General features: G+C 56.9%; 11 protein-coding genes. 6 read left to right on the top strand and 5 right to left on the bottom strand.

Annotated features, from left to right (window positions below):
- The coding region (locus tag WA354_RS13205; protein WP_472813478.1) for a hypothetical protein at nucleotides 1–657 on the top strand (657 nt) is incomplete at its 5' end.
- A 14-nt stretch (nucleotides 658–671) separates the two neighbouring features.
- Nucleotides 672–2,300: a carboxypeptidase regulatory-like domain-containing protein gene (locus tag WA354_RS13200; protein ID WP_472813477.1), complete on the top strand. Its 1,629-nt coding sequence runs from the start codon at nucleotides 672–674 to the stop codon at nucleotides 2,298–2,300.
- Nucleotides 2,301–2,986: 686 nt separating this feature from the next.
- Here the strand turns inward: WA354_RS13200 and pgsA are convergent.
- Entirely contained in the window at nucleotides 2,987–3,637 is a 651-nt protein-coding gene (pgsA, locus tag WA354_RS13195; RefSeq protein ID WP_472813479.1) for a CDP-diacylglycerol--glycerol-3-phosphate 3-phosphatidyltransferase, read from the bottom strand.
- A gap of 222 nt (nucleotides 3,638–3,859) precedes the next feature.
- On the bottom strand, nucleotides 3,860–4,336 hold the full coding sequence (locus WA354_RS13190) for an NUDIX hydrolase (protein ID WP_472813476.1): 477 nt from the start codon (nucleotides 4,334–4,336) through the stop codon (nucleotides 3,860–3,862).
- A gap of 42 nt (nucleotides 4,337–4,378) precedes the next feature.
- On the opposite strand from WA354_RS13190, the gene WA354_RS13185 reads away from it, so the two are divergent.
- Nucleotides 4,379–5,779 carry a PP2C family protein-serine/threonine phosphatase gene (locus WA354_RS13185; RefSeq protein WP_472813475.1) on the top strand — a complete coding sequence of 467 codons (1,401 nt, stop codon included), beginning with the start codon at nucleotides 4,379–4,381 and terminating at the stop codon, nucleotides 5,777–5,779.
- A gap of 64 nt (nucleotides 5,780–5,843) precedes the next feature.
- Here the strand turns inward: WA354_RS13185 and WA354_RS13180 are convergent, their stop codons facing one another.
- Complete coding sequence (locus WA354_RS13180) at nucleotides 5,844–7,115, bottom strand: Glu/Leu/Phe/Val family dehydrogenase (RefSeq protein ID WP_472813474.1); 1,272 nt, start codon at nucleotides 7,113–7,115, stop codon at nucleotides 5,844–5,846.
- A 489-nt stretch (nucleotides 7,116–7,604) separates the two neighbouring features.
- On the opposite strand from WA354_RS13180, the gene WA354_RS13175 reads away from it, so the two are divergent.
- Nucleotides 7,605–8,870 (top strand): EAL domain-containing protein, encoded by a 1,266-nt coding sequence (locus WA354_RS13175; RefSeq protein WP_472813473.1) that lies wholly within the window; start codon nucleotides 7,605–7,607, stop codon nucleotides 8,868–8,870.
- Nucleotides 8,871–9,131: 261 nt separating this feature from the next.
- Nucleotides 9,132–10,661 carry an anthranilate synthase component I gene (trpE, locus tag WA354_RS13170; protein WP_472813472.1) on the top strand — a complete coding sequence of 510 codons (1,530 nt, stop codon included), beginning with the start codon at nucleotides 9,132–9,134 and terminating at the stop codon, nucleotides 10,659–10,661.
- Between the two features lie 15 nt (nucleotides 10,662–10,676).
- Here the strand turns inward: trpE and WA354_RS13165 are convergent, their stop codons facing one another.
- Nucleotides 10,677–11,129, bottom strand: coding sequence for a hypothetical protein (locus WA354_RS13165; RefSeq protein WP_472813471.1), 453 nt, complete (start codon nucleotides 11,127–11,129; stop codon nucleotides 10,677–10,679).
- Between the two features lie 155 nt (nucleotides 11,130–11,284).
- On the opposite strand from WA354_RS13165, the gene WA354_RS13160 reads away from it, so the two are divergent.
- On the top strand, nucleotides 11,285–12,130 hold the full coding sequence (locus WA354_RS13160) for a formate/nitrite transporter family protein (RefSeq protein WP_472813470.1): 846 nt from the start codon (nucleotides 11,285–11,287) through the stop codon (nucleotides 12,128–12,130).
- A gap of 7 nt (nucleotides 12,131–12,137) precedes the next feature.
- Here the strand turns inward: WA354_RS13160 and WA354_RS13155 are convergent.
- The coding region (locus WA354_RS13155) for a hypothetical protein (protein WP_472813469.1) at nucleotides 12,138–12,387 on the bottom strand (250 nt) is incomplete at its 5' end.

Below are 12,387 nucleotides of genomic sequence, written 5' to 3'. Positions count from 1 at the left end.
CGCAACGAGCAGCAGATAAACGAGGCCGATCCGGGCCTTCAACTTGAGTTGATACCCGTTGAACGCAGCCTGGAAGGTTCCGGTGGCGGCGGAGTCGGCCTTCGCCATTCAGAAGAGGAGGCGCCCGGTCATTTCGAAGCAATGGGCGTCACTCCGGGTCGCTATTGGGTACAGGTTCCCTGGGTGCAAGGCGGCTACATCAGCACAATCAGCAGCGGTTCCACCGATCTCACTCGCGAGCCGCTGATCATTGGCCCCGGCAACACAGTTCAGCCAATCGAAGTAACCATCCGCAACGACGGAGGCATGATCGATTGCACAGTTAACACTCCGAATGCAGACAGACAAAATCCGGGCCCGGTTTCGGGCAAGTTCTCAAACATTCCAACGGTCTACGTCGTTCCTGCCGGACCGCGGCTTTCAGGGTTCCCGCAAGCTCAAATTTGGGGCCCTAATGGAAATGCGCATTTTGAGAATCTAGCGCCAGGCCTCTACCATGTCGTTGCTCTCAGCAGATTCAGAGACCTCAACAACGTCGACCCCGCTGAACTTGCCAACCTCATGGCGCAAGGAAAGAGCGTGACCGTTGAAGCTGGTGCGACAACATCGGTACGAGTCGATTTCGGAAAATCCGAAGCCGAGGAGCCAAATCCGTGAGACCCGCGTGTCGGATGACCGTGCTCGTGTTCACATCCCTGTCGGTCGCCTGGATGTTTGCGCAGACGCCTGCCACCAGCGCGCACCACGAGATCAGCGGAATCGTCGTCAGCGCGAAAACCGGCGAGCCGCTCGAGAACACGTCAGTCACGGTGTTGCAAAGCAGTAACAGAAAAACAGTGGCGGAGACACTCACCAACAGAGCCGGCAGATTCCAGTTCTCCGACGTTGCCAACGGCAAATACGATCTCGTAGCTTCTCGCAGGGGATACGTTCCCTCCGCATATGAACAGCACGACGGCGGCATCAACACCGCAATCGTCACTGGAGATGGGCTCGTATCAACCGGCCTTCTCTTCCAGCTTGCGCCGCAAGGGCGCATCTTCGGAACCGTCCAGGAAGACTCGGGAGACCCGGTACCCTCCGCCCAGGTCAAGCTGTTTCAAAAAGACACCAATGGCGGTACGGGCAGAATGCTCGCGATCAAGGGAGATAACGCCGACTCCATGGGCAACTTCGAACTCGGCAGTCTGCCACCCGGCAAGTATGTCGTTTGTGTCATTGGAACGCCCTGGTATGCGCAACCCAAGCGGTCATTCCCCGGGATGCCTTCAACCGCTGCAAGCGGCCTGGCAAGACTGGACGTGGTCTACGCGCCCACATGCTACCCCGGCGCGACGGATCCCGGCGAAGCTGAGTCCATCGCCGTTGCCGCCGGCGAACAGGTATCGTTGAACCTTACGTTGCATCCAGTTCCTGGAATACACCTTTCTGTGCCGATTCCCGCAAGGGACGACAACGGTCAACCCGCCTTCTCACCTCCTCAGGTCAGCACAAGTATCTTTGGAACTTCGGAGTCCCTTCCGACGCAAGTTAATTTCACCAGGGAGGATCCCCACGGCCCGTACACCGCCGACATCGAGCTTCCTGCCGGGCAATATACGTTCAGCTTTCCCGGACAGAACGGAGACCCTGGTCGGCACATGATTGTCAATGCTGATGCAAGCGCATCTGCCCTCACAACCACATCCGCTGATCCAGATCCAACGGTCAACGGAACCATTCAGGTTGAAGACGGAGAGCCTCTGCCCAAAAGCTCAGTCGTTTGGCTCGAATCGAAAGATGGCAATCCCAGCCCGGCTACCCAGGTAAACCCCGACGGAACCTTCACCATGCAATCTCTGCAGGCGGGTGTTTACACCGTGGGTGTGAGTTCATTTCCGATTGCGCGCCTGATCGCAAAGGGTGCTCAAGTGCGCGGTCATCTGCTGACGGTCGGCGGTGAGCCCGTCCAACTGAATATCGTCGTCCGCCGATCGAGCGCGATCCTGAACGGCATCGTCAAGCGAAATGGAGTTCCGGCCTCTGGCGTCTTCGTTCTCCTGGTCCCAACCGGTGCTCAGCAAACTGGAGATCGTGCCAGGCCCAACCAAAGCGATTCCGACGGAACGTTCAACTTCCGCCGCATTCCTCCGGGAGACTACACGATTGTCGCCATTGAAAACGGCTGGAAACTGGATTGGGCAAACGCCGACACGATCAAGCCATATTTGGCCCGCGGCCAACAGATAAGAGTCCGGCCACAAACCCAGGAAATCGATCTCCCGGATTCGTTGCAGCCAATGCCGCAAAACCCGCAATAGAGCGGGGTAAGAAACCTGAAGGATCTGCTTTTGCTTTTCGCCCACGCCCCCCCCCCAGGGTGCCCCATCCATGACGAAGTCATGGGTGGGAAAGCAAGTCATTCAACCCGCCGCGACAGAGTCTGGACGTGGCCGCAGACCGCGAAGAAAGCGTCATGTGGTTATACTTCGGGTGCCATCCATGACGCAGCTTCACCGCGTCATTGGCGGGAAACCACGCCTCCCAGCATGCCCCATCATCCGGGGCGGAGCGCAGCGAAGCTGGAGGATCTGCTTCTCGCTTCCCACCCGCAAGCCGTCAAGCCCCCGCGCCCTCGATTTCGACTAAATCGCTGAATCAGAACGCCAAAACCCTCAAGCCGGTTTGCAGTCTATTTCTCTCTCGCGGCGCACAATAGATTCAAGATCCGGCACCGGCCACCGCCGCGACCAAACCAGAGAAATTTCCTGTGTGCCCGACAAGAACCTTGCCCCCTCCCCGTAAGTCCTTTCCCCAGACGACTCTGGGGCTAAAGTCTTTGTCAGGAAGACTTTAGCGGTGAGTCGCCGCCGTAAGTCCTTACCGCTCAGGGCTTTGCTCCCAGAGTATGGGTGGGCACCCCCCGGTTTTCTAGTTCAAAGGTAGGGATAGAGGACGATGCCGAGTTGCTCAGGACAGGCACCGTCCCAGCGCGAGTCTCGTTTTTCTAATTCGCGCCTTGCGTTCCGGCGCCCTTCTCCCGCGTCAGCACATACGACTTGCGGCGGTCCTTCGACGCATGATCGATCTGCTTCCAGAACGCCACGAAGTAGTCGATTGCGGAGACGGTCGACACCAGCACCGTAAAGTAAATCGCCGCAATAGCGATCCATTCGACAGGAATTACCAGCAAGCCGAATTTCCACTCGTACCAGCGATGCGCCAGCACGGCAGAAACAACGCAGACAATCTGCACCACCGTTTTGAGCTTGCCCAGTTCGCTGGCCTGGATCGTAAAACCCTCGCTCGATGCAATGGAGCGCAGCCCCGAGATCAGGAACTCGCGTGCAATGATGACCACTACGATCCACACCTTAACCACGTGGGGGTTGTACGCCACCAGTGCGATCAACGCGCCCGTCACCATGATCTTGTCGGCGATCGGGTCCAGCAGCATGCCCATCGTGGTGATCTGCGCCCGCTTGCGCGCCAGGTATCCGTCGAGCCCGTCAGTGATCGATGCCAGCACGAACAGAACTGAAGCCAGAATCTCCTGTTCGCCATTCGGCCCCTGCAAAGGAAAATGCGGCGACAGGATCCACAACAGGAGCGGGATCATGGCGATCCTGCTGAGCGTGATGGAGTTGGGGAGATTCACTGTCGTGTCATTAACCTTGTAACGTTTTTCAAAATCAGCTGGTTCGCTGTAAGTCTTTCCGAAGATCACTTCAAACGGAACTGCTCGTTTGCTGATCCCAAAACTTTTGTACCTGCGACCTGGAGCAAAGGAGGGACCACTACAACTATAGACCGCGTCACGCGGGCCTCTCAAACGGCGGGCCCTCGAAAACCACGTGGGGCCCATCGATTGATTCAACATTTACTTAACGACTTGGATAATCTGCAGCTTTGTCGCAAGGACATCGACAAATGGCTGCTGACTCTTCAATATGGCCGATCGTGCCGCGGACAATGAATACCACGCGCCACGATCCACTTCCGGAATCTCGATCATGCGTCCTGACCGTGGCGGCCACTCAATCGTGCAAAAATTGCTGATCAGTTTTTGCGGATCGCAATCGCCTTCAAACGCCCAGGCTCTGACCAACTTCCCACTGGCCTGCTTCACAGAGCCCAGATCGATAAATTCGCCTTTCGCTTCGAATCCGGTCTCCTCCTGAAACTCGCGCCTTGCCGCACCCAGCGGAAGCTCGCCGTCAACGTATTCCCCTTTGGGAACCATCCACGATCCCGCGTCCTTCTTAGCCCAGAAAGGCCCACCTGGATGCACCAGAAAGACTTCCAGTTCGCTGCCCCTTCGCCGAAACATCAACAGTCCTGCACTGCGCTTTTCCATTGAGACCAGTATAAGTTCAACCATCATTTACCATGAGGGTCGATGCTCGCGTTCGATTCACAACTCACCGCCAGCGAGGTGCTGCGCGCTTTTCATCACGATGAACCATTCCTGTTCCTGGGCGCGGCGTTCAACACCGTCACGATCATATTGATCGGTCTTTGCGTGATCCGTCGCAGGGTGGATGGCATGCTGTTGTCCCTTGCATGGTTTGCGCACCTCTACGGGATTCGACTCTGGATCAACTCCGATCTGCTTCACCTCTCAATACCACCCAGCGAATTCTTCCATCGGCTGGCTGCCGCGGTGGATTACATCGTTCCAGTGCCAGCATTTCTCTTTTTTCATTTCGCAGGGTTTCTCGGCAAGCCCGGAAAAATTGTCACGCCCTTGTTCGTAATTCTCTTTCTGGGTCTTTCTTCGTCGTCCTTGATTTTTGGGACCCATGCGGCATTTCGCGAGATCAACAACAGCGTGATTGCTGTTGCGCTCATCGCTGTTGCTGTGCACTGGTTTCGTCGAATGGTGCATGATCGCGACTCTCGAGTTATCGGGTTGGGCCTCTTTTGCTTTATCGTGCCTTCCATTTCCGACAACATTTCCGCTCCCTCTCACATCGAGCCATATGGTTTCGCCATACTGCTCGCGTGTCTCGGATACGTGGCTGCGCGCCGCACCCTGCAACGCGATAAGGAACTGGACGAAATTCAGCAAGAACTCAGCCTGGCGCGCCGCATGCAGCTTTCGATTCTTCCCGCTGCATTTCCGGATTCCGCGGCATTCAAGGTGGCAGCGAAATACGTGCCGATGACTTCGGTGGCTGGAGATCTCTACGACTTCCTGCTCGCCGACGACCAGCACGCGGGTCTTCTCATCGCCGACGTCTCAGGACACGGGATTCCTGCTGCGCTTATTGCTTCGATGGTAAAGATGGCAGCCATTTCTCAGCGCGCGCAGACGGCTCATCCAGCGGCTTTGCTGGCTGGAATGAACACCGCACTCTGCGGCAATACGCAGGGGCAGTATGTAACCGCCGCGTACGTGTACCTCGATGCGCAGGCGCGAACGCTGCACTATGCGGCAGCCGGTCATCCTGCCATGCTTCTGCTGCGGGATGGAGCAATTACGGAGATCGTGGAAAATGGAATGTTGCTGGCTGCAGTTCCAAATGCGAACTACGAGAGCAAGTCTGTGACGCTGAGATCGGGAGATCGCCTGTTGCTTTACACCGATGGCCTCGTCGAAGCGCGCGACGCTGAAGGTAAGCTCTTTGGAGAAGAATCCCTTGCCGAGGAACTGAAATCCAGCGCGAGCATGACGCCCACTGAAGCTGTCGATCACCTCATTGCCACAGTGAAGCATTGGGCAAAGACTCAGGACGACGACCTGACGGTGCTGGTGTGCGATTTTGTCGGCGCACCTGAACTCGCCGCGGCAGATTAGCGCCAAAATAGAACGGGCCGCCGAAGCGGCCCATCCACATTCCACAAACGATTCAACCCGACGACTACGCGTAGATTCCGCGCTGCTTGATCGTAAACGCAACGCGGTCGATGGCAAGCATGTAGGCCGCGATCCGGTTGTTCACATTATGGGCTTCGGCGTAACGCACCACGTCATCAAAGCTGTCGCGCAGAATCTGCTCCAACTGCTCATTGACGATGGCTTCTTTCCAGAAGTAACCCTGCCGGTCCTGAACCCACTCAAAGTAGCTTGCCGTAACACCGCCGGCATTCGCCAGAATGTCGGGCACAACGAAGATGCGCTTGTCAGCAAGAATCTCATCTGCCACTGCGGTCGTCGGGCCGTTGGCGCCTTCCACCACAATGCGGGCCTTGATCTTCTCAGCGTTGCGGCTCGTGATCACGTTCTCGGTAGCCGCCGGAATGAGCACATCGCAATCAGAGACGATCAATTCCTCACTGGGCATGGCCTCAGCACCGCGGAAGCCAAGCAGCGTCGCATTTCGGTACTTATATTCGACCAACTGATGAATGTCGATGCCGTTCGGATTAAACAGTCCGCCGTCTTTTTCCGCGATGCCAACGATCTTGTAGCCGTGCTCCATCATCAGCCGTGCCGCATTTGATCCCACGTTTCCAAAGCCCTGGATCACTACGCGACAGCCGTCGATGGGCAGGTTCAAATAGCGAAGGCTCTCATCGCACACCATCATCACGCCGCGGCCGGTTGCCTCCACGCGGCCCCGCGAACCACCGATGTTGAGCGGCTTGCCGGTTACAACGCTGGTTACGGTGTGGCCGACATGCATGGAGTAGGTATCCATGATCCAGGCCATCGTCTGTTCGTTGGTGTTTACGTCCGGCGCAGGCACATCTTTTTCCGGACCGATGAAATCGATGATCTCCGAGGTGTACCGGCGCGTCATGCGCTCCAGTTCGCCCTGGCTCATCTTTTTGGGATCGCAGATCACTCCGCCCTTGGCTCCGCCAAACGGAATGTTCACGACCGCGCACTTCCACGTCATCCAACTCGCCAATGCGCGTACTTCGTCAAGAGTGACCTCAGGGGCATAGCGAATGCCGCCTTTTCCAGGGCCGCGTGCAATCGAATGCTGAACCCGGAATCCGGTAAAGATCTCGATGCGACCATCGTCCATGGTCACAGGAAAGTGAACGATAATTTCGCGCGCGGGTGTCCGCAACAGCTTCCAGAGCCCTTCATCTAAATTGAGCTTGCGTGCTGCAAAATCGAACCGCGCGCTTTGCGCTTCCCAGGGGTTAATCTCCTGGTCCAATGTCATTGTTGCTAGTGCCATACCATCTCCAAGTCTTTCGCCTGCTGCGGAAAGGCCTGAGGCCCTTTCACGAGCCAACTTATAGACGCAGCACGATTTCCCCTGTCACGGGGTATATCTTCTGTTCAATCGCTCCAGGATTCCCCTGAGGCTTTCGTCCGGGCTCTGAAATCCCCAACAATCGCCCAAACCCATGTGAGTCTAGGCCTCCAACACAGCCCCGTCAAGCCGGTGAGAACCAGCCTGGGAACCCCTAGGTACTGCGTGGAATTTGAGATCGGAGATGCCGCCCTCGAGCCTGCAATTCAGGTTGAGCAGGTTGGAATTACAAGCCCAGATACAAAAGCTTCTTTGATTTTCTGGGTGCGAGTAGTGTTTCTGTCTTGCATATAGACTCTTGGATGTAGGCCACTAACGATAAGATAGCTATGCCCTACAACGTTGGTAATGAGGATGTTGTTGGACGAGGTCATCATCGGTAACCACTTGAGCTAGACTCAGTTTGAGCCAATGGCCTATTCCAACCACAACTACCCGGTAGCGCTTGCGCCGGAAGCCGTTTTCGCCTCAACACCGGGAGAACCGATGTCATCTGGAGACAGAATCGTGTTGATTGACGATGACCGGGTCGTCGGCGAAATTGTCTCCGCCTTGGCCAAGGCAATGGGCTTACAGTGCGATGTAACCCGCACACCCGAGGACTTTTTCGGACGAATTGGGTCGGACACCAGCCTTATCCTGCTCGATCTCGTAATGCCGGAGATGGATGGGATCGAAATCCTTCGTCTGCTGGGGGAACGGAACTGCAGGGCGCGCATCGTCTTAATGAGCGGAATTAACATCCGCGTTATCGAAACAGCCAAGAAACTGGCTCAGTCCCTGGGCCTCTGTGTGGTTGGGCACCTCCAAAAGCCCTTTCCCATTACTCAGTTACAGGAATTGCTCGGCGCCAATGTCGCCCCCGAAAAGCCGGCCTACCCACAAAACGAGCAGAGAATTGCGATTCCCGACGAGGATTTGCGACGCGCCTTCGACCATGACCAGTTCGTGATCTACTATCAGCCGCAGATCAATATCGCCACTGGCATCGTCACAGGCGTTGAAGCGCTGTCTCGTTGGGAGCATCCAGAACTCGGGCTTATCTTCCCCGACAATTTCATCCACAGAATTGAAGCCCTGGGGCTCATGGACCGGTTTTGCTGGATTACCGCCGAACGCGCTCTAAACGAAGTTAAGCAATTTTCGGCGTCAAACAGCCACCTGCCTCGGCTTGCCATCAATATTTCCGTCAGTTCTCTGCGCGATCTGAAGTTCCCCGATATCCTCGTGAACCTCGCGCGCAAATATGATTTCCCCGCCGAGCGCATTGTTCTTGAGATTACAGAGTCGGGCCTGATGGAGTTTTCTCTTGCCCTTGACGTCCTCACTCGCTTGCGGATGCGGAACTTCCAACTCTCCATCGACGATTTCGGCACTGGCTACTCCATGATGAAGCAGTTGCAGAACGTTCCCGCGATCGAACTGAAGATCGACAAGACGTTTGTGCGGCACATGCACGATCATCACGCAGACCTGGTGATGGTGGAGAAGATCATCGAAATGGGTCACGAACTCGAAATGGAAGTCATTGCCGAGGGAGTTGAGACCGAGGAACAATACAGAATTCTGCGTGAAAAGGGCTGCGATGGAGTCCAGGGATTTCTCTTCAGCCGTGCCCTTCCGCCTATCGAAATCGTTCGCTGGCTTGAATCGCATCGCGCCCAGCAAGTACAGTAATTCCGTCGCCATTCACTCAGATCGCAAGGCTCCAGAAACAATCCAATCTCACTTGCTTTTATTCGATAACGAGTATCGTTCGCGACATCGCGAATCTACGCGCAACATTCAGCCGGTGCCTCAGGCCCTGAGAAGCGAGTCTTCCTCGCGGGGAATCAGCCACGGATTTCACGATGCTTACGCGAATGACACGAATCTCTGCGGCCAAGGCCGCGTTGCTGCAATCGAATCCTACTGCGCAATGCAATTACACTGGATGCTGTGAAGCCCGCATCGAGTCTCATCCAACCCAGCCGCAAGGAGTTTTTGGCGCTCGCCAAAAAGCACACGCTCGTCCCCGTCTACCGCACGCTTACAGCCGATCTCGAAACTCCAGTGTCGGCCTTTCTGCGCGCGGCGTGGCAAGAACGCGAATGCTTTCTGCTTGAGTCGGTCGAGGGCGGCGAACAGGTGGGACGATACACCTTCATCGGACTTAATCCGTACAAGCGCATTGTCGCCCGCGGCGAGCAGATCGACATAACGGAAGCGGGGCGCACCACGCGCATTGAAGGTGACATTTTTCATGTGCTGCGTGAAGCGCTAAGCGGACACAAACCAGCGCGCATCGCAGGATTGCCTCCCTTCACCGCCGGCGCCGTGGGCTTCTTCGCTTACGACGCAGTTCGCCAAATCGAGCGCCTGCCCAACCGAGCAAAGGATGAGCTCGGTGTTCCCGACGCCTGCCTGCTCTTCTTCGACGAAGTGCTGGCCTTCGATCACGTGCGAAAGCAGATCTGGATGGTCGCCACTGCCAACGTCACGCTCGCCAAACCCGATGAAGCTTATGCGAAGGCGGTAAGACGACTGGCAGCGCTCGAAAAGCGCCTGGCGAAGCCCCTCCCGAAGCTGCCGCAGGCACGAAGTGCAAAGCCTGTCGAAGTGAAGCGCCGTACCAGTAAGAGAAATTTTCTTGCCGCCGTCGGGCGCACGAAAGAATACATCGCGGCGGGCGACATTTTTCAGGCAGTGCTATCGCAGCGGCTCGATGTGACGACAGGCATGGACACTTTCCAGGTCTATCGCTCGCTGCGCACGGTGAACCCCAGCCCATATATGTATTTTCTGCGCTTCACCCCAGACGGTCCGCTGGGCTCAGCGAAAAAGTCAAAGCCGTCCGACTGCATTGAGTTGGCAGGCTCATCGCCAGAGCTACTCGTTCGCGTGCATGATCGCAAAGTCGAATACCGCCCGATCGCCGGCACTCGCCCGCGCGGCGCAAACGAGACCGAAGACCTTCGCCTCGAAAACGAAATGATGCACGACGACAAGGAGCGCGCCGAACATGTGATGCTCGTCGATCTCGGACGCAACGATGTTGGTCGCGTCAGCGACTTCGGCAGCGTCAAGGTCGATCGTCTGATGTTCGTCGAGCGCTATAGCCACGTGATGCACATCGTGAGCACCATTGAGGGCAAACTGAAGCCGGAACTCACCGCTGTTGACGCCCTGCGCGCCTGCTTCCCCGCCGGCACGCTCTCCGGCGCGCCCAAAGTTCGCGCTATGGAAATCATCGAAGAGCTTGAGCCTTCCCGCCGCGGCACCTACGGCGGAGCCGTGCTCTACGCCGACTTTTCCGGCAACCTCGACTCCTGTATCGCGATCCGATCACTGCTCACCACGGGCGGCAAAGGATACGTGCAGGCTGGAGCCGGCATCGTCGCAGATTCAGTGCCCGAGCTAGAGCATCAGGAATCTCTCAACAAGGCGCAGGCCGTAATTCGAGCCATCGAACGCGCACGTGAGCTCTAGTTCTCAGATCCCAATCTAAACCCAGGATTCGCGGCTCCAGAAGGGCGCGCCTAAGACACGCGCTGCGCCGAAGAAATAGAGGAGGCCGAGCAGGACCACTCCTGGCACAATCGCCCATCGCCCCTCGATGCAATCCATGATTACATCGAGCATTTGAATCATGCCAACTAGCACCATCAGGCTTCCGAGTACGCGGCGCACTTGCAGGAACAGCATCAACGGCAGAAACAATCCAAGAGCCACGTTCCGCACTGCAAAATATCCGGCGTAGATGTGGACTCCACCCGTGATCTGATCGGTTGGCGAAATCAAAATTGAAGGCCGTGCCAGCGCTATTACGCCGCCGAGCACCATCAGAAGGCCGCCGACCATGACAAACGCACGCACCCACGTCGGAATATTGGAGGCCTCGGTAGCCATACGTAACGAAGTCCTCTCCGACTCGCGGCCCACTCGATTTGGGTTCATTGATCTCGCTCCTGTCTGGTAGGAGAGTCGTTATCTCATGGTTACGATCTGAGGGTAGTCAATGTTCCTCAAATTCGAGTGCCGAAGTCCTTTCAACTGCATTCTGCATCTATGCGTAGACGGACTGTAGTCGGAGCATCACCTGAAAGTTACCAATGCCAACTCAAGAAACGCGCGAGCCCGCAGTGCAGGAGCCTTCGACGGGAAGCCAGCAGAAAGACCTGGAGCGCCCCTCAGCCGAAGACATCTACGAACAAGTTGCGGCCAACGCTCGCCAGGAACTCGCCCGCACTTCCATTGCGCTGGCCCTGTCCGGATTCGGCGCCGGCGCTTTCATGGGACTATCGGCACTGGGAACAGCGATCGCACTTGCGTTGCTCGGAGCTTCGGACCACGCACGCGTCATCTCCCGCATGTTCTATCCGCTGGGATTCATCGTCGTTATCATCGGCCGCTCGCAGCTCTTCACTGAGAACACGCTCTATCCCGTGGCACTCGTGCTCACCGAGAAACGCCAGTTCTGGAACACCATGCGCCTCTGGGCCGTTGTGCTTCCAACCAATGTTCTCGGAGCATTCTGCTTTGCATTGCTCGCATCGCGCACGACTGCACTCGACCCCGCATTCGTCAGCACCATGGGCACGCTCGGTGCAAAAGCTCTCGCCCATCCCTCCACAACTGTCTTCTGGTCCGGCGTCATCGCCGGTTGGATTATTGCGCTTGCCGCATGGCTCGTCTCCGCATCGCACTCCGTCACCGGATCTGTAATGGTGATCTGGATGCTCACTTATGTCGTTGGCCTCGGAGACTTCGCACACTGCATTGCTTCATCGGGCGAAATTTTCGTCACCATCATGACCCACCAGGCTCCGTGGATCGCATTCCCCCAGTGGTTCATTCCGGCAGTATCGGGCAATATCGTCGGTGGGGTTTGCCTGGTAACGATCCTCGAATATGGCCAGGCAGTCTACGGCATCGATGAATGGAAGAAAGACCGGTAGCGGCGGCCTATTCCGCTCCAAACAGCCGCCGGAAGAAGTGGCCCATGCGTCCCATGAATCCGGGCTTCTTCTCGCCTTTGACCTTTGGTGGCTTCTTGGTCGCGACCTGCTGGACGTGGGGCGTCGGCGTTCCACCCGTCGTCGTGATGGTGTCGGTGTCCGGCGGCGGCACTCCGCTCTTGTGAACAAATGTGTCCGTCGCTTCGGTCGGCGCGCCGCCAGGAACTGCACCCGCAGGCCCGGGAGGTGCCAGCGGC

Origin of the sequence: Occallatibacter sp., from assembly GCF_049802275.1 — a bacterium.
Classification (GTDB): Bacteria; Acidobacteriota; Terriglobia; order Terriglobales; family Acidobacteriaceae; genus Telmatobacter.
Note: the sequence above shows the minus strand (reverse complement) of the source record. Positions and strands in the feature narration are given on the sequence as shown.